The following is a 23,027-nucleotide window of genomic DNA, read 5'->3' on the forward strand; positions in this document are numbered from 1 at the left end:
CTTCCGAACATCAGCACGCCCATGTCCAACGACTATTCCGCCGCCGCCGACGCCCCCCCCGAAGACGAACGTCCGCGCGTGCGCAGCGAGTACAAGTTCTCCCACGTCACCACCCAGCGCTACCTGCCGCTGCCGGGCAAGGCGCCGGGCTGGCCGTTCGCCGAGATCGGCCACTGGAAGACCGACGTGGACGGCGCCCTCGACGACTGGATCGAGGAACTCAAGGACTGGCGCCGCGAGCATCTGGTCCGCATCGGCTACGACGACGCGCATTACCGCCGCCCGGAGCTGCAATGGGCGCAGCGCAATTTCGTCCACGCGCAGATGATGGTCGAGGACCGCTACTTCTACGATCCGGTCGAAGGCCGCTACACCGTCGACCGTTACCTCGACGACCTGGAGCGCCGCTACGGCGGCATCGACAGCGTGCTGATCTGGCCGGTGTATCCGAACATCGGCGTCGACGACCGCAACCAGTTCGATCTCGCCCGCGACCTGCCGGGCGGGCTCGATGGCCTGCGCGGCGCGGTCGCCGATTTCCATCGCCGCGGCGTGCGCGTGTTCCTGCCGACCATGCCCTGGGACCACGGCACCCGCGACAGCGGCCGGCGCGATTGGGACGCCGTGGCCGAACTGGTCGCCGCGATCGGCGCCGACGGCGTCAACGGCGACACCTACAACGGCGTGCCGCGCGCGTTCTTCGACGCCTGCGATGCCGCCGGCCATCCGGTGGTGCTGCAGCCCGAATCGACCATCAGCGCCGAGGAGGCGCTGATCTGGAACGTGCAGAGCTGGGGCAAGAAGGCGCCGAACGAACCGGTGCCGCCGGTGGCCAAGTTCAAGTGGCTGGAACCGCGCCACATGATCAACTACGAGAACCGCTGGGGCCGCGACCGCAACCACGACCTGCAATACATTTTCTTCAACGGCGTCGGCTACAACGCCTGGGAGAACGTCTGGGGCCTGTGGAACCAACTGACCGAGCGCGATGCCGAGTCGCTGCGCCGCATCGCCAGTATCGAGCGCGCGTTCGCGCCGCATTTCGTCAGCCACGACTGGCGCCCGTATGCGCGCACCCTGCAGCACGGCGTGTTCGCCAGCCGCTTCCCGCACGCCGGCGCGGCGTTGTGGACCGTGGTCAACCGCAACGAGTTCGATCTCGACGGCGAGCTGATCGCGGTCGCGCACGCCGAAGGCCAGCGTTACTACGACCTGTGGAACGGCGTCGAACTGGCGCCGCGCCTGGACGGCGAACGCGCGGTGCTGGAATTCGCCCTGGAAGGCCGCGGCTTCGGCGCGCTGCTGGCGCTGCCGGACGGCGCGGCGCACGCGGGGCTCGACGCGTTCCTGGCGACGATGCGGGCGTTGTCGGCCAAGCCGCTGCGCGAGTGCAGCGCGCAGTGGACCTCGCTCAAGCAGACCCTGATGGAGACCGCGCCGACCGCGCCGGCGGCGAGCGCGCCGCACGGCATGGTCGAGATTCCGGCCGGCGAATTCGATTTCGTCGTCGGCGGCGTCGAGATCGAAGGCCAGACCTGGGAAGGCGTCGACGTGCAGTATCCGTGGGAGAACAGCGCGCGCCGCAATCACCGCCGGCGCCTGCGCCTGCCGCGCTACTTCATCGACCGCACCCCGGTCACCAACGCGCAATACCTCGACTTCGTCCGCGCCAGCGGCTACCTCCCGCGCGACCCGCACAACTACCTGCGCGACTGGGTCGACGGCGCGCCGCGCGCGGGCTGGGAGCATCGCCCGGTGACCTGGGTCGCGCTCGAAGACGCGCGCGCCTACGCGCACTGGGCCGGCAAGCGCCTGCCGCGCGAATGGGAATGGCAGTACGCCGCGCAGGGCGACGACGGCCGCCGCTACCCGTGGGGCGACGACTGGCGCGAGGACGCCGTGCCCGCTCCCAACCGCAACCGCCGCGTGCGCGCGCCGGACGTGGTCGATGCGCATCCCGCCGGCGCCAGCCCGTTCGGCGTGCTCGATCTGGTCGGCAACGTCTGGCAATGGACCGACGAATATTTTGACGAACACACCCGCGCGGCGATCCTGCGCGGCGGCAGCTCGTACCAGCCGCAGACCTCGCACTGGTACTTCCCGCAGGCCTACCGCCTCGACCAGCACGGCAAGCTGTTGCTGATGGCGCCGAGCAAGGACCGCTCGGCCTGCATCGGTTTCCGCTGCGCCGCGGACGCGGAGTAAGCGCATGCGCCGCTACGCTCCCGCGCTCGACCCGGCCGGCATCGTCCTGCGCGGCCCGCTCGGCGAGGCGCTCGACGCCAACCTCGCCGGCCGCCTGTCGCATTTCATCGTCGACGAAACCAGTCCGGCGATCGCCTTGTTCGCGCCCGAACGGCGCGCACGCAACGAGGAAGGCGATTGGTACGGCGAACACGCCGGCAAATGGCTCAGCGCCGCGGCCAAGGCGGCCGCGCGCAGCGGCGATGCGCAGTTGCTCGCCAACTTGCGCCGCGTCGCCGATTTCCTGGTCTCGACCCAGGAAGCCGACGGCTATCTGGGCACCTACGCGCCGCAGCGCCGCTTCATGCGCAAGCAAGCGCCCAAGCCGGTCAGCTGGGACGGCGCGCCGAGCGTGCGCACCTGGGACATCTGGACCCACGCGTATCTGATCCTGGGCCTGCTGGAAACGCACAAGCATTTCCCCGAACCGCGCTACCTCGACGCCGCGCGCCGGATCGGCCGGCTGTGCCTGCGCACGCTCAGCGCCGGCGACATCGACATCACCGACCTGGGCAATCATTTCGGCATGTCGGCGACGGTGCTGCTGGATCCGGCGGTCGAACTGTACTTCGCCACCGGCGAACAGGACTTCCTCGACCTCGCCCTGACCGTACTCGGCCAGGCCGACGCGCACCCGCCGCTGGCGCTGCTGACCCGCGCATTGGCCGGCGCGGACGCGGCCGAGATCGCCACCGGCAAGGCCTATCAGCTGGCCTGGAACCTGGTCGGGCTGGCCAAGCTGCACCGCGCCAGCGGCCATGCCGATTACCTGCGCGCGGTGCAGGCGCTGTGGCGCAGCATCCGCGAACGCCACCTCACCCTCGGCGGCGGCCCCTGGGGCGGCGTCGCCCATCGTTCGCGCGAGGTGTTCAACGCACCGGGCGCGTTCAGTCCGCAGGCCTATGTCGAGACCTGCTCGACCCTGGCCTGGATCCAGCTCAACCGCGAACTGCTGACGATCACCGGCGAGGCGCGTTACGCCGAGGAGATCGAGCGCTCGGCCTACAACGATCTGCTCGCCGCGCAGGCGCCGGACGGCGAGGACTGGTGCTACTACGTGTTTCCCAACGGCAGGCGCGTGCACACCACCTACTGGCGCTGCTGCAAGTCCAGCGGCGCGATGGCGGTGGAGGAAGTGCCGGGCGTGGCGTATTCGCTGGGCGAAGACGGCGCGACGACGGTGAACCTGTACGCCGCCGGCTCGGCGCGCATCGCCCATCCGCTCGCCGGCGAACTGACGCTGGCGCAGGACACCGCGTATCCGTTCGACGGCGAGATCCGCCTGCGCGTGTCGCCGCGGCGCGCGGCGCGGTTCGCGCTGCGCCTGCGGATTCCGTCGTGGGCGCAGGACGCGCGCGTCGCGGTCAACGGCGCGGCGGCCGGGGGCGAACCCGCGCCCGGCGATTACTTCGCCATCGAACGCGAATGGCGCGACGGCGACGAGGTCGTCCTGCGCTTGCCGATGCGCCCGGTCGCGCACCGTGCGCTCAACCGCAACGTGCAGGAATCGCGCGCGCCCGACGGCAGCCCGGTCGCGCAGGAAGTGCTGCGCCACGGCTACATCGGTTTCACGTGCGGTCCGCTGGTCTACGCCACCGGCCTGATCGACGGATTCAAGAGCGAAGAAACCGTGCGCTTGCCCGATGCGCCCATTGCCGACTGGCTGCACTGGTCGCCGCCGGGCGCCGACGGCGCGCCGCCGCGCCTGGAACTGCGCCTGGACTATCGCGCGCCGCTGGCGTTCGAGCCCTATTACCGCGCCGGCGGCCGCGCCGACGGCGCGTGGCGCCTGACCTGGCTGTCGCTGGCGCCGCCCGCGACCGCCGCGCACGAGGATTTCGCGCACGATCCACAGCCGCCAAGCAAGAATTGGTAACGCCAGAACATATGCCGCACGACTGTTCGCGCGCGCCGCCAGCGCGCACAGTTGGACCGCCCGCCTCGACGAAGCCCAGGCTCCGCCCCCGCATGGATTCCCGCTCCTCCTCCCCGACCGACTCCAGGCGCTCCGGCGCCGGCCCGCTGGCCGGCGTGCGCGTGCTCGACCTGAGCGCCTACATCGCCGGCCCTTACGGCTGCGCGCTGCTCGCCGACCAGGGCGCGGACGTGATCAAGATCGAACCGCCCGACGGCGACAACCTGCGCCAGTATCCGTCCACGCTGACCAGCGAGAGCCGCGCCTTCCTCGGCGTCAACCGCAGCAAGCGCGGCATCGTGCTCGACCTCAAGCGCGCGCACGACCACGCGACCTTGTTGCGGCTGGTGCGCGAAGCCGACGTGCTGGTGCACAACTTCCGCCCCAGCGTGCCGGCGCGCCTGGGCATCGATTTCGAGCGCCTGCAGCTGATCAACCCGCGCCTGATCTATTGCGCGGTCAGTGGCTACGGCGAAGACGGCCCGATGAAGGACAAGGCCGGCTACGACCAGGTGCTGCAGACCCTGACCGGCATGTGCGCGCTGCAGGGCAAGCGCGGCGGCCCGCCGGAGATCATCTACGGCTCGGTGGTCGACTACTACGCCGCCGCCCTGCTCAGCGGCGGCGTGGCCTCGGCGCTGTACGAACGCGAGCGCAGCGGCCTGGGCCAGTTCGTCGGCGTGTCGCTGCTGCGCAGCGCGCTGACCATGCAGTCGGCGCGGATGATCTGGGCCGAGGGCGAGGGCCTGGACATCGGCCGCGACATGCGCTCGGGCGGCGTCACCGGCATCCATCCGACCCGCGAGGGCCACATCTACATTTCCGCCAACACGCCGCGGTTCTGGCAGGCGCTGTGCGAGAAGACCGGGCTTAGCGAGCTGGCCGCCGATCCGCGCTACGACAGCGTGCGCAAGCGCGCCCAGGCCGCGGCGCAGATCGTGCCGCAGCTGCACGCGGCGCTGGCCGCGCGCGACGCGCTGGAATGGGAGGCGCTGTTCGGCGACGAGGTTCCGTGCGCGGCGGCGCGGCGGATCGAGGACATGTTCGAACACCCGCAGGTGCTGGCCGAAGGCATCGTCGCGCCGATCGAGCATCCGAGCGTGGGGCGTTATCGCGGCGTCGCGCAGTCGATCAAGTTCGGCCGCACCCCGGGGCCGGCCGCGTTCGCGGCGCCGCAGCTGGGGCAGGATACCGAGGCGGTGAAGCGCGAGTTGGACGAATCCGGGACGGTGGCGGCGCGCGAGCGCGGTTGAATCGCCGCTTTCGTCGCAGGTGGAGGTGCGCGGTCGCGGCTCGCGCCGCTCCTACAGGAGCTTCGGACGCCTCGATCCCGACTGTAGGAGCGGCGCGAGCCGCGACCGCGACACCGCGACTACCTCAGCCCTCGAACTTATCCCACAGCGTCTCGAAGTGCCCCGAGAAGCTGCGCACCAGATTGGCGTCGTCGGTCACCACCAAGTTCTCTTCGTTGCTGGTGGTCGCGCTGCGGGTCCAGTTGAAGCTGCCGTTCGCCAACACCCGCCCGTCGAACAGCGCGAACTTGTGGTGCATGTGGAACGGGCTGTCGTCGACCCGCACCGGCACCCCGAGCTCGCGCAGCCGCAGCACGTCGCTGCCGTCGTCGAACTTCTTGTCGTTGTCGCTGATCACCCGCACCGCGATGCCGCGCTTGTGGCAGGCCAGGATCTCCTCGGCCAGGCGGTCGTCGGAAATGGTGTAAACGCACACATCGAGGCTGCGCTTGGCCGAGCGGCACAACTCGCGCAGCTTGCGCAGGCAGGCGTCGCCGGGCGCGAAGAAGGCGCTCGACACCAGCGTCGGCGGCTCAGCCACCGCATCGAGGGTCTTGACCACCTGCTCCAGCCAACGCAACGCGTCCAGCGTGCGCGCCGGCTGCGCCTGCATCAGCTCGCGGGCGAGGTCGAAGGCGCGGTTGCGCAGATAACGCACCCGGTCGGCCGGCAGGCGCGCGCCGAGCTCGCGCAGTTCGAACTTCTCTTCGTTGTCCAGCGACAGGTCGGCGACGCTTTCGCGCAGGGTGCGGTCGAGCGCGGCGAAATCCGTCGCCGGCGTCTGCGAGGCCGCCTGGATGGCGACGTTGGCGGCGGTATAAACGGCGGTGTTCATGATCGTGGTCTCAGCGTTGGATGCGGCCGTTGAGCCGGTCGGCGAACTCGTTGAGCGCGCGCTGCAGTTCGCGTTGCTGCTCGGTCATTTCGGCCCGGGTCGGCGCGTCCTGGATGTCGCGTTCGCCGAGTTGCTTGAACAGCGCGATCAGCGCTTCGTTGACCCGGCTCTGGCGCTCTTCGCCGTCGTGCAGACGCTCGGCCAGCGGCGCGAACGCTTGTTGCAACTGCGGGCCGAGCCCGCTCAACGCCTCGGCCAGCGCGGCGCCGGTGTCGACCGGAGGCGGCGGTGGCGCGTCCTCGCCCTCGGCCTGGGCCGCGGCGATACGTTCCAGCGCCGCCAGCAGCTGCGGCCACGGCGCCGGCTCGGCCGGCTTGGCCTGCGCCGCCGCGCTGGCGCGGCCGGCGGCCGAATCCAGCGCGCGCACGCTCTCGACCAGATCGTTGAGCTGCGCCACCACGCGTCCGCCGACATCGGCCTCACCCGCGCCCATCGCCTTGTTGCGCTGGAAATCGCGCTTGATCTGGGCCCAGCGCGCGGCCTGCTCCTGGCTGTGCACGCCGCGCAGTTCGCCGAGCTTGAGCAGGTTCTCCTCGGCGCCCGAGGTCAGCAGCTGCGCCTCGCCTAGGTAGTGATCGCCGATCAATTGCTGCAGCTCGGCCGCGTTCATGACCGGCGAGATCTTCTCCGCCAGCTTGTTCATGTTGCGATAGCTGCCTTGCAGCTTGAACGGCGGCTCGGTGCGGTAGGTCTCGGCCTGGGCGGCGCTGGCGATGTACTGCTGGTTGACCCGATAGACCACGTCGCGCACCTGCACCAGCCGTTCCAGCGTGGCGACGATCTCGTTGATCTCCGCGCCGCTGTAGGCGTGGCTGAGTTCGTTGGCGGAGAACGCTTTGCCCTGGGCCTTGTCGACCAGTTTGTACAGGTCGCCCATCTCGCGCGTGGCCAGCGGCGCCAGCACCGGGTTCGAGGTCAGGCTGTTCTCGATATAGCTCAGCAGGAACGCCTGCTCCATGCCGCCAAGCACGTCGCCGAGGTTGTAGATGTCGGCGCGGTTGGCGAGCATGTCCGGGATCTTGAACACCTCGCCGGACTCGGTGTACGGATTGCCGGCCATGACCACGCAGAACTTCTTGCCGCGCATGTCGTAAGTGCGGGTGCGCCCCTTCCACACGCCCTCGATGCGGCGGGTGCCGTCGCACAGGGAGATGAACTTCTGCAGGAACTCGGGATGGGTGTGCTGGATGTCGTCGACGTACAGCATCACGTTGTTGCCCATCTCCAGCGCCAGATTGAGCTTTTCGAGCTCCTGGCGCGAGGTCGCGTCCGGCGCCTGGGCCGGGTCGAGCGAACGTACTTCGTGGCCGAGCGCGGGGCCGTTGATCTTCATGAAGATCAGGCCGAGCCGGTGCGCCACGTATTCCATCAGCGTGGTTTTGCCGTAGCCCGGCGGCGAGATCATCATCAGCAGGCCCATCAGGTCCGAGCGCTTGCTCTCGCCGACCGTGCCCATCTGCTTGGCCAGGTTGTCGCCGATCACGCCCAGGTAGACGTCGTTGATCAGCTTGTTGCGCACGAACGAGCTCAGCGGCCGCGGCTTGAATTCCTCCAGGCGCAGCGCCGCGCGCTCGCGCGCGACGATCTGCTGGCGCAACGCCTGGTACTTCTGGAAGCCCGGCACGAACCGCTCGCGATGCTGGCGCAGCCGCGCCGACCAGTCGTCCACCGCGATGCGCATGCGGCCCTCGCGGATGCGCGGGTGCTCGCCGAGCAGACCCTGCAGCTCGGCGCCGAGTTCGGTCTCGCGGGTGGTCTTGGGAAACGCGTCGTCGAGCAGCAGCAGCGCCGCGGCCTCGGCCGCGTACGCGGCCTGCGCGGCGAGTTCGGGCGAACGCGCCAAGGCATCGATCCAGTTCATCGCCAGCGCCCAGCGCGCGGCCGGACGTTCGCGCAGCGATTCCAGCGCGGCGGCGAACCCGTCCCACATCCGCGCCGCGTCCATCTTCTCGCGCAGGGCCTTGAGCAATTGCCCGGCGTAGCGGCTGAACGCGAACGTCGGTTGCGGCGCCGACAGCTCCAGCACCAGGTATTCGGCCGCGCGCGGGGCCAGCGCCGGATCGACCGGCATCGCCTCGGCCTGCGCCCACGCCTGCAGCGCCGCGGCGACCTCGCCGCGCAACGCGGCCAGTCCCTCGTCGCTACCGAACAGACGCTGGATGTCGGCCGCAGTGCGCGCGCGCTCGGGCCACAGCGACGGCTCGCCCGTCTCTCCCTGCAGCGACCAGTAGTACGCCGCCCAGGCGCGCGCCGCCGGTTCGAAACTGAGGCTGCCGGCGCTGTCGCGCAGCGGCAGCAGCGCCTGCAGGATCAGCGCCGCATCGTGGTCGTGGATGCCCTTTTCATAGCCTTCGCGGTAGCGCGGCGCGGCGAAGTCGCGCAGCGTGCGCGCCAGCGCCTCGGGCTGGGCCAGTTGCTCGTGCAGCAGCGCCATGCTGAGGTTTTCGCGGCCGGCCTGCGCCGCTTCGATCGCCAGTCCGGCCAGATATTCGCCGCGATAGATCTGCGGCGATTCGGAATCCATCGACACGCCCCAGTAATCGCGCGCCGCATCTAAGCCGGCATCGGCGATGGGTTCGAAGAAGTCGGTGCCGGTCAGATGCAGGTTCAGCGCGTCGCCGCGCGGCATCAGGGTCAGGTCGAGTTCCTGGGTGTTGACGCTGAAGCGGTGGCGCGGGCCGAGCTTGATGACCCCGCCGCCGTCCTCGAACAGCTCGCTGCGGTCGCGCAGCGCGCGCACCGCCTGGTCGCGCGCGCCCTTGAGCCGCGCCTCGACGTCGTCGGCCTTGACGTTGTCCTTGAGCGCGCGCAGGCGCTCGGCCAGTTCGCGCAGCTTGAGGATCAGCGCGTCGCCGGCGAAGAAGGCGTTGAGCTCGTCGTTGTTGGCGAAGCGCGCGGTGCGCCGGCCCAGGCCCTCGAGGATGCGCACGGCCGCGTCCATGACCGCCTGGGCCTTGCGCTGGCGCTCGTCGAGCAGGGTCTGCTTGTGCGCCTCGAAAGTTTCCAGCAGCTCTTCGCGCTTGGACAGGATGTCGCCGAGGAAGGCTTCGTGCTCGCCGAACTGGCTCTCCAGTTCCTCCAGCTGCACCAGCAAACGCGAGAGCTGCTCGTCGGCTTTTTCCGGGTCCTGCGCCAGCGCCAGCGCGCTGGCGATGCTCTGGCCGAACAGGGTGAACTGGGCGCCGAACTGGGCCACCGATTCGGCCGAACCCAGCTGCTTGCGGCGCTGGTCGGCGCGCGCCTTGGCCTGGTTGAGCTTGGCGTAGATCTCCGAGATCGCCTCGACCACGCGGGTGCGCTGGGTGGCGTCGTCGACCTTGAGCGTGGCCATCAGGCCCGAGAGCATGTCCAGGTCGCCGGACATCGCCTGCATCTGCGCCAGCGGTTCGGCCAGCTGCGCCACCGTGGTCGCAGCCTGGGCCTGCGCGTCAAGCGTCTTCAGTGTTTCGCCCAGCGGCGCCAGCGCCTTGTCGCCGGCCAGGAACGCGCCGGTGGCCGCGCCGATGCGCTCGTGCGCGGCGACCAGCGCCTGCTCCATCGCGTCGATCGTCGCCACGTCGATGTAGCGGTACTCGCGGATGGTCAGCAGGTGCCCGCGTTGCGCGGTCAGGCCGTTGAGCGCATCGACGAACGGCTGCACCTGTTCCCAGTTCTCCGGCTGCAGGCTGTCCATCAGCGCCTTCTGCCGGCTTTGCGCCTCGCGCATGGCGCGCTCGGACTGGCTGCGGATGCCTTCGACCTTCTCGTACTCGTCCAGCACCGACTCGGAGGTGGCGGCGATCTCGCGCAGCAGCGGCGCCACGTCGCCGCACTGCGGGTCGCTGAGCCAATGGTGGGCGTCGAACAGGCGCCGGGTGTTCTGCGCGAGCAGGCCGTAGCGCTGCGCCGAGACTTCGCTGGCCTCGATCTCGCGGCTCAGGCTGATCAGCTCGGACATGCCGCGCACCAGCTCGGCGTTGCCGATCTTGCCCATGAAGGTGTTGCCGGCGGGCTGCTTTGCCGCGTATTCCTCGCTGGCGTACGGCGTCTGCCACACCTGCATCGGATGCACGCGGGTCGGCTCGTCGCTCTCGGTGGCGAAGATCACCATGCGCCCGTCTTCCAGGCGCGCGTAGCCGTGGCCGAAGATCGGCGTCTGCAGGCGCCGCTCGATCAGGTTGTAGGTGAACATCGCGGTGCGGCCCTGCTCGGGCTCGTAGAACAGGTACATCACGTCCTCGCCGTTGGGCGAGCGGATGTTGCGCTTGTAGCGCATGCCCTCCATCGACTGGTCGAAGCGCTTGTGCTCGCCGTTCTGCAGGTAGTAGCCGCCGGGGAAGATGATGCCGTGGTCTTCCGGCAGCTGGATGCAGGCCAGGCCGATCTCGTCCAGCCGCACCACCTTGCGGGTGAGGGTGTTGAACACCAGGTAGCGCCACTGCTCCTCGCGGTACGGCAGGATCTTCAGCAGGATCAGGCTGCCGACCCGGGCGTAGTCGACCTGGGCGTCGTCGAGCGACTGGGTCTTGTCCTGGACCGGCTCGCGGTAGAGGCCCTGGCCGTCCTCGGTGTTGTTCTCGACCTTGATCGTGAGGTCGCCGCCGACCGTCTCGACGAACACGCTGTCGAGGATGTTGAGGTGCGGATGGCGGCCGTTGACGACCAGGTCGCGGCCGGCGCGGATCCACTCGAAGTCGTACGGCGCCGGCAGCGCGATGTCGCGCTCGCCGCGGTTGTCGATGTAGCGCACGTCGCCGTCGGGCGAGACCGACCAGCGGAACACGCGCAGGTCGGTGATGCGCTCGCCGATCTGGAACGCGGCCAGCAGCTTGCCGTCGCGCACGATCAGCTGGATCAGCCGGGTGTGCTTGTAATAGGCGTAGAGCTCGCGGAAATCGTTGGCGAAGCTGTCGGCGCCGAGGAAGCTGCCCTTGAGCTCGACCGGGGTGACGTCGTAGCCCTCCGGCCCCTGCACCAGCTTGTACAGCGAGAACACGTCGGCGACGACGGTCTCTTTCTTGAGCCCCATGAACACGTTGTAGCCGAACACCAGGTACTCGCCGACCTGGACGATGTCGCGGGCGACGCAGTTGTTCTCGGTGCGGATGCGAAAGCGCCCGACCACTTCCATCTGGCTGCTGCCGAACTCGGCCAGGCGCTGTTTGTTGAGCGCGTCGGCCAGCGCGCGCAGCTTGAGGCCCTGTTCGGCCAGGCGCTTGCTCAGCACCTCGTAGGCGCCGCCCTGGGCGACGGCCTGATCGACTGCGCTGCTGTCGCCAGCAGTGGGAGCGCCCGCGGCCGCTGCCGCGGCGGGCTTGGTGTCCGCCATGTTTCGTCCTACCGATCGGGCCGACGGCGCGCACGCGCGCCGTCGGCGTCAACAGCCGGGTGCCGGAGGCAGGGACCGCGGAACCGGGCGGCGGCGTTGGCCCCGTCCGATTCCCCGTGCCCTACGCCCCAGGTCCGGCCCATCGATGCGCCGCCGCGGGCGGCGGCGCATTCCCTGGCCTTGCGCCGCGCTCAGGAATCCAGCGCGGCCGCGCCGTCGGCGGCCTTGTCGCCCGGCTTGGTCTCGGCCTTGGCCAGGATCCGCTGCAGCACGTCCTGCACGATCGGGCTCTTGCCGGCCACGCCCTCGATCGCCTTGCCGACCGACAGCGCCTTGGCGAAGGAATCGAAGAACGCGCCTTCGCCGCCGACGATGTCGATGTTGGCCTTGCTGAGCGCGGCCGACAGCACCTCGGACTGCTCCTTGGCGATTTCCTTGTTGGCCTCGATGCCGGCGATGGCCTGCTCGAAGTTCTTCTCCAGCTGCATGCGGAACTCTTCGTGCGCGCGCGCCTGGTCGCTGAGCGAGCCCAGCGCGCCGAACTTCTCGCCCAGGCCCTCGGCCTCGGCCTTGAACTTCTGCAGCAGCACCTCGGCTTCCGACAGGCCCAGGGCCTGGGTCGCCTTGGCCTTGGCCGCGCCGAGCTGCTCCTCGCCGCGCGCCTGCGCGAACAGGTTCTCTTCCAGCACCTTGGCGTCGGACAAGCCCTGCTTCTGCTTGGCGTCGGCCTGCGCCTCGATCACCCGCGCCTGCGCCAGGCCCTTCTCCTGCTCGCCCTTGGCTTCGGCGCCCAGGGTCTCGGCGATCACCCGCGCCTTGGCCAGGCCTTCCTTCTCGGCCGCGGCCGCGGTGACCTCGCGCACCCGCGCGTCGGCCAGGCCGGGCGCCGCGCGCTCGGCCTCGATGCCTTCGGCGAGCTTCTTCTTGGCCTCGGCGGTCTTGCCGGCGGCCTCGAATTCGGCCTGGGCCAGCGTGGTCATTTCCACCGCCTTGTGCTTGGACGCGGTCTCGTCGGCCTCGGCCTGCTTGACCTGGCGCACCAGCTCTTCCTCGGCCAGCGCCTGCGCGGCGAGCACCGCGACCTGCTTGGCGCGGTCGGCCTCGGACACCTGGCGCACTTCCTTGATGCGTTCCTCTTCCTGCGCCACGGTCTTCTCGACCGCGATGCGCTCGCGGATGACGTTGGCGATTTCCTTGCGCTGTTCTTCCAGCGCGCGTTCCTTCTCGATCCGGTTCAGCTCGACCTCGCGCTCGCGCGAGACCACTTCCAGGTCCTTGGCGCGGGTGACCTTCTCGACCTCGATCACCACCGCGCGCTGGCGGTTCTGCTGCGCCACTTCGACTTCGCGCTGGCGGTTCTGCTCGCGGATGTCGATCTGCTCCTGCGCGGCGATGCGCGCCTGCTCGGCCTTCAACCGCTCTTCTTCCTGGACCTTGGCGGTCTCGGCCTGCTCGCGCGCCTGGATGGTCTGGATCTCGCGCTTCTGCCGCGCCTCGGCGTCGGCCTGCTGGCGTTCCAGCGCCAGCATCGCCTCGCGGGTCTCGACGTTCTTCTTGGTGATCGCCAGCTGCTCGTTGCGCTCGAGCTCGTTGGTGATGACGTTCTGCGCCGCGGTCAGCTCGGTGATCTTGCGGATGCCTTCGGCGTCGAGGATGTTGGTCGGATCCAGCGACGCCTTCGGGGTCTGCTCCAGGTAGTCGATGGCGACGTCTTCCAGGATGTAGCCGTTGAGGTCGTTGCCGATCACCTCGATGATGCGGTCGCGGAACTCCTGGCGGTTCTCGAACAGCTTGACGAAGTCGATCTGCTTGCCGACCGTCTTCAGCGCTTCGGAGAACTTGGCGTTGAACAGCTCGTTGACCGCGGTGCGGTCGGAGGCGCGGTCCACGCCGATCGCCTTGGCGACCTTGAGCACGTCCTGCTGGGTCTCGTTGACGCGCAGGTAGAACGCGACGGTGATGTCGGCGCGCATGTTGTCGCGGCAGATCAGCCCGTCCTTGGCCCGGCGGTCCACTTCCAGGGTGATCAAGGAGATCTTCATGAACTCCTTCTTGTAGATCACCGGATACACCAGCGCGCCGGTGAAGTGGACCTTCGGCGTGGACGACATGTCGTTGACGATCAAGGCCGTGCCTTGCGGCACCTTGATGTAGAAGGCCTTGAACATCAGCAGCATGACGAAAATCATCAGTACGACGACGACGACCACGGCGCCGATGATCATCAAGTTTTCCATTTGCATCTCCCTATGACACGACTGCATGTCGCGGCCGAAAAGGCGGCGACGGTTCGATGGCGGACGGCGGGTTTCAGCCGCCGCGGAATTCGTCCTCGCTGACCGCGCGGTAGGCGTTCTGGTCTTCGAGGTATTCGATCAGCACGATCCGGTCGCCGCGCTTGAAGCGCTGCGGGTCCTCGTCGCGGATCTGCAGGATCAGCCCGGCGCCGCCGTCCTCGACGCTGGCGGTGCCGGTGACGCGGTTGACCGGGCTGCGGATGGTCGCGACCTGGCCGAGGATCGGCCGCGGCGGGCCCGGCTGCATCTTGCGCAGCAACTTGCGCAGCGGGCGCAGCGCCAGCGCGGCGACCGGCAGCGAGATGCAGAAGTTGACGAAGATGATCGCCGCGCCGGCGGCGATGCGCAGCGGCGTGCCCGGCACCAGCCGCAGCAGGTAGACGTCGGCGTAGTAGGTCAGCACCCAACCGACCAGGACGATGACGGTCAGCACCACGGTGATCGGGATGCCGCCCAGGCCCAGCCGCATCAGCGGATCGAAGATGCCGTGTTGCGGATGGTGCGCGCCGTCGACCAGGGTGTGGTCGCCGAAACCGTGCGCACCGTGGCCGTGGCCATCGCTGCCGATCCAGCCGTCGATCATCTCGCCGCCGGCCAGCCCCAGCGCCGACAGCAGCCAGTAGCCCACGACCACGCCGAGCAGGACGGTGTAGAACGCCGTCGGCAACGTCAGGATCGTGCTGAAGAATTCGCCCATGTCGTGTCCCTCCCCGCTTGCCGCATCGCCCGCGGCGCCTGCATGAAACCGGCCGACCCCATGTCGACCGGCCGTATCGATCCGGCTGGGTCAGCCCGGCAGTTTCTGCCGCAACCGCGCCAGCACCGCTTCGGCGCCGGCGCCGGCGCCGTCGGGCATGATCCCCGCATCGCGCAATTTGCGTTCCAGCGCATCGCCGTTCTCGTGGCGCGCCAGTTCCGCCGCCGCCTCGATCCGCGCGCCGCGCTCGGCCTGCTTGAGCTTGATCCGCGCCAGCGAATCCACCGCGGTCTGCAAGCGGTTCTGCGGCCCGGCGTAGCGCTGCGCGACCGCGGCCTGGGCGCGCTGCATGCTTTCGGTGGCCTTGACCGTGTCGAGCTGCTGCTTGAGCCGGCGGATGTTGCCCTCGGCCATCGCCACCGACTTGCGCAGTTCGGCGACGCTTGCGGCGAGCTGGCCCAGGTGCGCCTGTTCCTGTTCGCGCGCGGCTTCCAACGCGGCGATCTTGTCGGCCACTTCCAGCGCCAGGCCCTGCTCGTCCGACTCCAGCGCCTTGAGCGCGTAGCCTTCGTATTCGGCGATCTTGTCCTCGCGCTCGTGCAGCCCGCGCTGGGCGAGGGTGTGGCGCGCCATCAGCTGGGCCAGCGATTCGCGCGACTGGCGCAGCTCGATGTCGCAGTCGCGGATCTCCTGGTCGAGGATGCGAAGCGCCTGGCTGTCGGCCCAGGCTTCGCCCAGTTCCTGCGCGCCGGCGCGCACCGAGGTCAGCAGCTTGCTCCAGATGCCGTTGTGCTTGCCCATCACGCCGCCTCCAGCAACTGCGTCTCGTAGGCCTCGGTGGCCTTGATGACGTTGTCGGCCAGGGTTTCGATCTCGTAGAGCACGTTCGACAGCGACGAGGTCGCGCTGAGCGCGCCGAACATCATGTACACCGCCTCGCCGTCGGCGAGGGTCTCGATGCCGATGGTCGACAGCGGGAACACCTTGTGGGTGCGCAGCACTTCCTCGTTGAAGGCGGCGGCGTCGCGCACGTGCGCGACCGGCCACAGCAGCGCCTCGACCACGATCTGCTCGCCGACCACGGCCACGAACAGCGGCAGGTCGCCGTATTCGGCCATGATCAGGTGCAGGCTCGGTTCGGCGCCGTCGATCAGCTCGATCTGCGAGTCGCCGTAGACGAATTCCTCGACCTGGCACAGCGCGTCGTAAAGCCCGCTGGCGGTCCAGACCTTGCCGTCGTTCATGTCTCGCTCCACCTGTCCGCGCCCGGCAGCCGCGCCGCGCGGCTGCCGCATCCGTTTTTCCACCGCCAGCAGTTCGTCGGCGAACTCGGGCAGTACCCACAGCTCTTTCTTGACCAGCCCTTTCTCGCGCAGGCGTTCGCGGTGGCGGCGCTGGTAGTAGGCGGAGGATCGACGTTCCATGGGATCACGTTAGTTCATCACATGTGACACTGGCAAGCTGTGACATGTGAGAGCCGACGAACGGCATCGGGATCGCCGCCCTCAGGCAGCCCTTCATTTACGATCAATGAGTTAGGTGCGAACCAAAGGGCTCGCGCCGGCTCGGACGGCAACGCGGTCGCGGTTTGCGCCGCTCCTGCCCGGCTTCGGGCAGGAGCGGCGCGGCCGGGTCAGGCGGGGATGCCGTGCTGGCGGCGGGCCTGGTCGATGCGGCGCTGGACCTCGGGGTCGAGGGTGCCGAGTTCGGCCTGCTTGAAGATGTTGCCGAGCACGCGCTTCTCGTCCTCGTCGACGGTGGCGTCGCGCAGGGCGAGGTCGAGCAGCTTCTGCAGTTCGGTCACGTCGAGCGTGCCGTCGTTGGTGAATACCGGGATCGAGGCGAGCGCGATCTCGAGGTGGCTCTTGGGCTGGGCCATGCGGCAACTCCGTTGCGGGTAAGGAATCCTGGTGCGGCGGCCGTCGCGGCCTGCGCGTGATGGCTTCGACTATAGCAAGGCCGGAGGCCGCGACCGGCCATTCAGCGCCGCTTCGGCGCGGCGACGGCGCCGCCGCGCGCCTCTCCCGGCGGCGGTACGAGCGGCGCCCCGCGCTCAGTCCTGCGCGTGCAGCAGCGCTTGCAGCGCATGCCGCGGCAGCTTGCCGGTCTCGTTGCGCGGCAGCGCGGCGACCTTGCGCAGCGGCCGCGGCAGGAACACCGGGTCGACGCTGCGGCGCAGCGCGGCGAGGATCCGCGCCTCGTCCAGTCCCGGCGCCACCACCAGCGCGGCGATGCGGCGCACGCCGAACGCGTCGGCTTCGTCGAGCTGGAACACCGCGCCGTCGTCCACGCCGTCGATCGCCAGCAGTTTGCGGGTCAGGTCGCCGAGCGAGGCGCGCTTGCCGGCGATCTCCAGCAAGTCGGCGGCGCGGCCGCGCAGGTGGAAACGGCCGTCGGCTTCGACTTCCATCAGATCGGCCAGCGCCACCGGCTCGGGCAGGTGCGGAGCGTGGATCGCGGTGCCGTCGGGCTGCGGGCACACGCGCACGCCCGGCAGCGGCGTCCACGCCTGCTCATGCGCGGTGCGGCGGCGGGCGAACACGCAGGTCTCGGTGGAGCCGAACACTTCGCGCACTTCGCAGCCGTAACGCTGCTCGGCTTCCAGCGCCAGTTCCTGCGGCAGCGGCGCGGTGGCCGAGACGATGCCGGCCAGCGCCGGCAGCTCGACCCGCGATTCGACCAGCGCACGCAGGTGCACCGGCGTGGTCACCAGCAGCGGCGGCGCCGAGGCATCGGCGAGCGCGCGGGCCACGTCGCCCGGGAAGAACGGCCGCTGCGCATGCACGGCGATGGCGCCGAGCAAGGGCAGCATCACCGACATCTCCATGCCGTACATATGCTGCGGCGGCACCGTGGCTACGACCTCGGTGACGCCGTCGGCGCGCAGCAGGTCGTGCAACGCGGCCAGGTTCTGCGCGGTACTGGTGCGGAACGCGCCCCAGGTCTTGGGATTGGGCTTGGGCTGGCCGGTGCTGCCGGAGGTGAAGCCGATCGCCACCAGCGCCGCGTCGTCGACCGCCAGCGGCGCGCCGTCGAGTTGGTCCAGGGTTTCGTCCATGCGCAGGTAGCGCGGCGGCAGCGGCGCGAGGTCGAGATCGCCGATGCAGTAACTGTCGGGATAGCGGCCGAGCACTTCGTCCACGGTCGCCGGCGCGCGCGAGGACGGCAGCAGGTTGACCTGCCCGCGCACCGCCGCCGCGCACAGCGCGACCAGGAAGCGGTAGCGGTTCTCGCACAGGTTCACCGCGAAGCGCGCCTGCGGCAGGCGCGCGGCCAGGGCGCGCACTTCGCGCTCGAAGCGCGCGCATTCCACCGCGCCGCTCGGGCCGAAGGCCAGCGTGCGCGAGGCGCCGTCGGCGAGCGGCGTGCCCGCGAGCAAGGGACGCAGCCGCGGGGACGCCTCGCCGATGGGCGAAGAAGCATGGCCGTCCTGGCTCGGATCGATAACCGCTGACATTCGGTATGGTGGTTCCGCTGTATGGCCTGAAACTTGCCGGGCCGCGCCTGATCGCAAGCTGACGCGGCGCCGTCGCGCGGCCACGGCCGCCGCGGCATCCCGCGCGCAAGACGCCGCGCCCCCGCGCGGCCATCGTGGCTGGAACCCGATCCCCTGGGGTTTAGCTTACGCTGACCGGCCCGCCGCACGCCAAGCCCGCGCCCGTTCATGTCCCTGTCCGCTGGTTCAACTCCGCCCGCCGCCGCGCCGCGCTGGACCTGGCTGCCGCACCCGCACGGCGAGGCCGCCGAACCGCACGCGCGCGCCTGGCTGGCGGCCGAACTCGGCGACGCCGGCCTGCAGTTGGTTCGCGACGCCCGCCAGCGCCCGCACCTGCAGCCGCCGCACCAGGGCTGGGACTGCAACTGGAGCCACAGCGGCGAGCGCCTGCTGGTGGCGCTGGCGCGCGGCGCCCGGGTCGGGGTCGACCTGGAGCGCTTGCAGCGGCGGCCGCGCGCGCTGGAGATCGCGCAGCGCTATTTCACCGCGCGCGAGGCCGACTGGCTGGCGGCCCAGGCCGACCGCGACCTGGCGTTCCTGCGCCTGTGGTGCGCCAAGGAAGCCGTGCTCAAGGCACACGGGCACGGGCTGTCGTTCGGGCTGCACCGGCTGCGGTTCGAGGCCGACGACAGCAGCCTGCGCCTGGTCGAGTGCGATGCCGAACTCGGCGCGGCGCAGGCGTGGCAGCTGCAGGAAATCGCGCCCGGGCCGGGGTATCTGGGTGCCCTTGCGTGGCGTCCGGAGCTGGGTCTGTAGGAGCTGCTAGAGCCGCGACAACCCGCAGCGACGCACGCGGGCGGCGCGGCCGAAGGCGGGGGCAGCTGGTGGTTTGCGGCTGGGAGATGCGCGGCTTCGGCGGGAGGCGTGGTAGTTCGACGCTTCGGTTGGTCACGCCGCACCCGCAGGACTCTGCCCCCGCACCGCCTTCGGCGATAATCGCCGCGATGAACGCCCCACTTCCCTACCGCCCGGCCTGCGCGGCGAGCTCGAAGCCGGCCTGTCCGCGCTCGCGCTCGACCCGGCCCTGGCCGCGCCGCTGCTGGACTACCTGGCCCTGCTGGCGCGCTGGAACCGCACCTACAACCTCACCGCCGTGCGCGATCCGCACGAGATGGTCGGCAAGCACCTGCTCGATTCGCTGGCCATGCACCGCTACGTCGAGCCGCTGGCCGCGCGCGGCGGCGCCCTGGCCGACCTGGGCACCGGCGCCGGCCTGCCCGGCATCCCGCTGGCCCTGGTCAAGCCGGGCCTGCGCGTGACCCTGGTCGAGAGCAATGGCAAGAAGGCCCGCTTCATGCGCGAGGCGCTGCGCCAGCTCGGCCTGAAGGACGCGCGCGTGGCCGAGTCGCGGATCGAGGCCTTCGCCGAACCCGGCGCCTACGACGCGATCACCGCGCGCGCCCTGGCCACGCTGCCGCTGATCCTGGAACTGGGCGGGCACCTGCTCAAGCCCGGCGGGGTGCTGCTGGCGATGAAAGGCGTGCGGCCGGACGAGGAGATCGCGGCCCTGCCCGAGGGCTGGGAAGTGCGCGCGGTCGAGCCGATGGCGGTGCCGGGGCTGGCGGCGGAGCGGCACATGGTGGTGGTGGGGCGGGTCGGCGAAGGCTGACCCGGCGGCGGGTTCCACTCCGGAGCGAGCGCTGGCGGGTCCGGCCGGGCTCGTCGCCTACGACGCGGCGGAAAGTTGCGCGGTCGCGGCTTGCGCCGCTCCTACAAGGGCCCGGGGCGGATCCATACGGCCTCTTGCCGATGCGTCTGTTGGCCCGCCCCGCCGGCCGCGCCCACGGCGCTTCAAGCGCGCGGCGGCCCGGGCGGGCATAATCCCCTGTCCGGTCGGCGCCAGGCGCCGCCGGCAGCGTTCACTTTTTTCTCTCACTCCGGAACAGCAGGGGACGAGCCGCATGGCCCGCATCATCGCCGTCGCCAATCAGAAAGGCGGGGTCGGCAAGACCACCACCGCGGTCAACCTGGCCGCCGCGCTGGCCGGCACGCCCAAGCGCGTGTTGCTGGTCGACCTGGACCCGCAGGGCAACGCCACGATGGGCAGCGGCATCGACAAGCGCCAGCTCGAGGATTCGGTCTGCGACGTGCTGCTCGGCGAGGCCGATGCCGCCGCCACGATCGTGCAGGCGCCGGAAGGCTTCGACCTGTTGCCGGGCAATATCGACCTCACCGCGGCCGAAATCCGCCTGATGAACGAAGATGCGCGCGAGCAGCGGCTCAAGCGCGCGCTCGCGCCGCTGCGCGGCAACTACGACTTCATCATCGTCGACTGCCCGCCGGCGCTGTCGCTGCTGACCTTGAACGCGCTGACCGCGGCCGATTCGGTGATCGTGCCGATGCAGTGCGAGTACTACGCCCTGGAAGGCCTCAGCGCGCTGGTCGAGACCATCGAGGCGCTCAAGGCCCAGCTGAATCCTTCACTGGAAATCGAAGGGGTGTTGCGCACCATGTTCGACGTGCGCAACAACCTCGCCAACGCCGTCTCCGCCGACCTCACCACCCACTTCGGCGACCGCGTCTTCCGCACCATCGTGCCGCGCAACGTGCGCCTGGCCGAGGCGCCCAGCTACGGCCAGAGCATCGTCGGCTACGACAAGGCCAGCCGCGGCGGCATCGCCTACCTGGGCCTGGCCGGCGAAGTGCTGCGCCGCCAGCGCGAGCGCGACCAGGCGGCGGCCAAGACCGCGCGCGCGGCCACCGCGGAGACCCCGGCATGAGCAATCCCGCCAAGAAACGCGGCCTCGGCCGCGGCCTGGAGGCCCTGCTCGGCCCCAAGGCCGCCGCCGAAGCGCCGACCCTGGTCGAGGCCCAGCCCGGCGACCTGCTGCGGCACCTGCCGGTCGACTCGCTGAGCGCCGGCAAGTACCAGCCGCGCAAGCACTGGGACGAAGAAAAGCTCGCCGAGCTGGCCGAGTCGATCAAGGCCCAGGGCGTGATCCAGCCGATCGTCGTGCGCGAGATCGGCGAGCGCGGCGGCAAGACCTACGAAATCATCGCCGGCGAGCGCCGCTGGCGCGCCTCGCGCCTGGCCGGGCTGGCCGAGATCCCGGTGGTCATCCGCGAAGTCGACGACCGCACCGTGGTCGCGATGGCGCTGATCGAGAACATCCAGCGCGAAGACCTCAACCCGCTGGAAGAAGCGCAGGCGCTGACCCGCCTGATCGACGAATTCGACCTCACCCACGCCCAGGCCGCCGAGGCCGTGGGCCGGTCGCGCGCGGCGGTGTCCAACCTGCTGCGCCTGCTCGAGCTGCCGGGCGAGATCCGGGTGCTGGTGGAGACCCGTTCGCTGGAAATGGGCCACGCCCGCGCGCTGCTGACCCTGGCGCCGCAGGCCGCGATCGCCCTCGCCCGCCAGGCCGCCGAGCTCGGCTGGTCGGTGCGCGACGTCGAACACCGCGTGCAGCAGCTCGCCGCCGGCAAGATCCCGGTGGCCGGCAAGCCCAAGCCGGCCAAGCTCAAGCCGCAGGCCGACATCGTGACCCTGGAGCGCGAGCTGTCGGAATCGCTGAACACCAAGGTCAACGTCCTGCACGGCCGCGGCGGCAAGGGCCGGCTGGTGATCCACTACACCGACCTGGATTCGCTGGACGGCGTGTTGGAAAAGCTGCGCGGCAAGGTCGAGGCTTGAGGCCTTGAGGCCCGCCGCGGCTTGAACCCCTATCGCTACCGCGTCAGCCTGCGGCTGCGTCATCGCGATGCCGACCTCAGCCTGATCGGCGCCCGCCTGGGCGAGGCTCTCGCAACGGCCGGCTCCGTCCACCGCATCGCCGGCTCGCCGCGCGTCACGCCCAAGGGCACACCGCTGCCAGGGACCTACCGCGAATCGACCTGGAGCGCCGACCTGACGCCCGGGCCCCAGCGCGACTCCCGCGAGCAGGACCTCGAATCCTTTCTGGCCGAACGGCTGCAGGCGCTGTCGCCCCATGCCAACGCCCTGCGCGCGCTGCGAGAGACCAACGGCGAAGCGGCGTTCTTCATCGGCCTGTTCTGCGATGGCAACAGCGGACTGGTGCTGACTCCGGAACTGATGACGCAGACGGCCGCGCTGGGAATCGCGCTCGGCTTCGATATCTATCCGCCGGATCGCGTCACGAACTGAGCGGCCAAACGGCTCCGGGGCCTCAGGCCCGCACCTATACGCCCGATCGGCGCGGGCCGGGCAGAACGCGCGGGACTTCAAGGCCAGTGCGCACGGCCCCAAGCTGAACCGAGTACCCGCTCGGTCTTTTATCCCTAGCCTGATCGCGCCGCGCCCGCGGCCGCAACCGTGTTTTCTTGTGCGAGCAAGAACGGATTGCGAGGGGTAATCCACTAAACTTGTGTCTCCGTCCCCCGCCGCCTGCCTTGCCGGATTCCGTCCGGCCGGGCGCTGGGCGTCGTCGGTACGGCACGAACACGCATCAACAATCCACCGAGCAAGGAGACGCAACGATGAAATGGATGGCCGCCGCAGCGCTGATGCTGGCCCCGGTCCTGGCCTGGGCGCAGACCGGTACCTGCCCCGAGTTCAAGAACCCGGAGCTGAAGTGGAACCAGCGCCAGGGCGACAACTACACCCTGTGCTATGCCGAGCTGCCCGGCACCCTCGGCGCCAGCACCGGCTTCGGCATCTACCTGGGCCATCGCACCTTCAAGCCGGACAAGAAGGCCAAGGCGGAGAAGGGCACGGTCGGCGCCCAGCAGGTGCAGTGGTACACCAAGGCCACCCCCGGCAACGCGCGTCCGTACTCGCGCGAGGCGATGATCGTGGTCCCCGGCGCCAAGCCCAAGAGCAAGCTCAAGGTCTACGCCTGGATCGACGCGAGCAGCGCCGAGCAGCTCAACCAGGCCTTCACGATCGCCAGGCAGGTGGCGCTGAACTGAGCGCCCCCGCCACG

At 69.9% G+C, this 23,027-nt stretch carries 17 protein-coding genes; 9 read left to right on the top strand and 8 right to left on the bottom strand.

Annotation, left to right across the window (positions count from 1 at the left end; all coding sequences use genetic code 11):
- Positions 1-21: 21 nt before the first annotated feature.
- The 3 genes from RDV84_RS05605 (at position 22) to RDV84_RS05615 (ending at position 5,412) form a co-directional block, all read left to right on the top strand.
- A complete protein-coding gene (locus tag RDV84_RS05605) occupies positions 22-2,205 on the top strand; it encodes an SUMF1/EgtB/PvdO family nonheme iron enzyme (RefSeq protein ID WP_309152727.1) in 2,184 nt (727 codons plus the stop codon).
- A 4-nt stretch (positions 2,206-2,209) separates the two neighbouring features.
- Entirely contained in the window at positions 2,210-4,120 is a 1,911-nt protein-coding gene (locus tag RDV84_RS05610) for a glycoside hydrolase family 127 protein (RefSeq protein ID WP_309152728.1), read from the top strand.
- A gap of 92 nt (positions 4,121-4,212) precedes the next feature.
- Entirely contained in the window at positions 4,213-5,412 is a 1,200-nt protein-coding gene (locus RDV84_RS05615) for a CaiB/BaiF CoA transferase family protein (RefSeq protein ID WP_309152729.1), read from the top strand.
- Positions 5,413-5,536: 124 nt separating this feature from the next.
- On the opposite strand, the gene RDV84_RS05620 is transcribed toward RDV84_RS05615, so the two are convergent.
- From RDV84_RS05620 to RDV84_RS05655, 8 genes are all read right to left on the bottom strand, one after another.
- The gene (locus RDV84_RS05620) at positions 5,537-6,286 is read right to left on the bottom strand and encodes a phospholipase D-like domain-containing protein (protein WP_082644236.1); all 750 of its coding nucleotides are present in this window, start codon (positions 6,284-6,286) and stop codon (positions 5,537-5,539) included.
- A gap of 10 nt (positions 6,287-6,296) precedes the next feature.
- The gene (locus tag RDV84_RS05625) at positions 6,297-11,654 is read right to left on the bottom strand and encodes a DNA repair ATPase (RefSeq protein WP_309152730.1); all 5,358 of its coding nucleotides are present in this window, start codon (positions 11,652-11,654) and stop codon (positions 6,297-6,299) included.
- A gap of 191 nt (positions 11,655-11,845) precedes the next feature.
- Positions 11,846-13,891, bottom strand: a complete 2,046-nt coding sequence (locus tag RDV84_RS05630) for a flotillin family protein (RefSeq protein ID WP_101944057.1) — start codon at positions 13,889-13,891, stop codon at positions 11,846-11,848.
- A gap of 73 nt (positions 13,892-13,964) precedes the next feature.
- Positions 13,965-14,648, bottom strand: a complete 684-nt coding sequence (locus tag RDV84_RS05635; RefSeq protein ID WP_309152731.1) for a hypothetical protein — start codon at positions 14,646-14,648, stop codon at positions 13,965-13,967.
- A gap of 90 nt (positions 14,649-14,738) precedes the next feature.
- A complete protein-coding gene (locus RDV84_RS05640) occupies positions 14,739-15,449 on the bottom strand; it encodes a PspA/IM30 family protein (RefSeq protein ID WP_309152732.1) in 711 nt (236 codons plus the stop codon).
- Positions 15,449-16,072: a biofilm formation regulator BacA gene (gene bacA, locus RDV84_RS05645; RefSeq protein ID WP_309152733.1), complete on the bottom strand. Its 624-nt coding sequence runs from the start codon at positions 16,070-16,072 to the stop codon at positions 15,449-15,451. Before bacA ends, RDV84_RS05640 begins: the two co-directional genes overlap by 1 nt.
- A gap of 209 nt (positions 16,073-16,281) precedes the next feature.
- Positions 16,282-16,527 (bottom strand): hypothetical protein, encoded by a 246-nt coding sequence (locus RDV84_RS05650; protein ID WP_057945856.1) that lies wholly within the window; start codon positions 16,525-16,527, stop codon positions 16,282-16,284.
- Between the two features lie 174 nt (positions 16,528-16,701).
- Complete coding sequence (locus RDV84_RS05655) at positions 16,702-18,105, bottom strand: class I adenylate-forming enzyme family protein (RefSeq protein ID WP_309152734.1); 1,404 nt, start codon at positions 18,103-18,105, stop codon at positions 16,702-16,704.
- 207 nt (positions 18,106-18,312) lie between these two features.
- Between RDV84_RS05655 and RDV84_RS05660 the strand changes: the two genes are divergently transcribed.
- The 6 genes from RDV84_RS05660 (at position 18,313) to RDV84_RS05685 (ending at position 23,013) form a co-directional block, all read left to right on the top strand.
- The gene (locus tag RDV84_RS05660) at positions 18,313-18,900 is read left to right on the top strand and encodes a 4'-phosphopantetheinyl transferase family protein (protein ID WP_309152735.1); all 588 of its coding nucleotides are present in this window, start codon (positions 18,313-18,315) and stop codon (positions 18,898-18,900) included.
- A gap of 217 nt (positions 18,901-19,117) precedes the next feature.
- The gene (gene rsmG / locus RDV84_RS05665; RefSeq protein WP_309153695.1) at positions 19,118-19,753 is read left to right on the top strand and encodes a 16S rRNA (guanine(527)-N(7))-methyltransferase RsmG; all 636 of its coding nucleotides are present in this window, start codon (positions 19,118-19,120) and stop codon (positions 19,751-19,753) included.
- A 292-nt stretch (positions 19,754-20,045) separates the two neighbouring features.
- Positions 20,046-20,864, top strand: coding sequence for a ParA family protein (locus RDV84_RS05670; protein WP_057945852.1), 819 nt, complete (start codon positions 20,046-20,048; stop codon positions 20,862-20,864).
- On the top strand, positions 20,861-21,778 hold the full coding sequence (locus RDV84_RS05675; protein WP_057945851.1) for a ParB/RepB/Spo0J family partition protein: 918 nt from the start codon (positions 20,861-20,863) through the stop codon (positions 21,776-21,778). The genes RDV84_RS05670 and RDV84_RS05675 overlap by 4 nt, the downstream gene beginning before the upstream one ends.
- A 21-nt stretch (positions 21,779-21,799) precedes the next feature.
- Positions 21,800-22,249 (top strand): hypothetical protein, encoded by a 450-nt coding sequence (locus RDV84_RS05680; protein WP_309152736.1) that lies wholly within the window; start codon positions 21,800-21,802, stop codon positions 22,247-22,249.
- A gap of 332 nt (positions 22,250-22,581) precedes the next feature.
- A complete protein-coding gene (locus RDV84_RS05685; protein WP_057945849.1) occupies positions 22,582-23,013 on the top strand; it encodes a hypothetical protein in 432 nt (143 codons plus the stop codon).
- Positions 23,014-23,027 lie beyond the last annotated feature (14 nt).

Source organism: Lysobacter yananisis, assembly GCF_031199375.1.
Lineage (GTDB): Bacteria > Pseudomonadota > Gammaproteobacteria > Xanthomonadales > Xanthomonadaceae > Lysobacter > Lysobacter yananisis.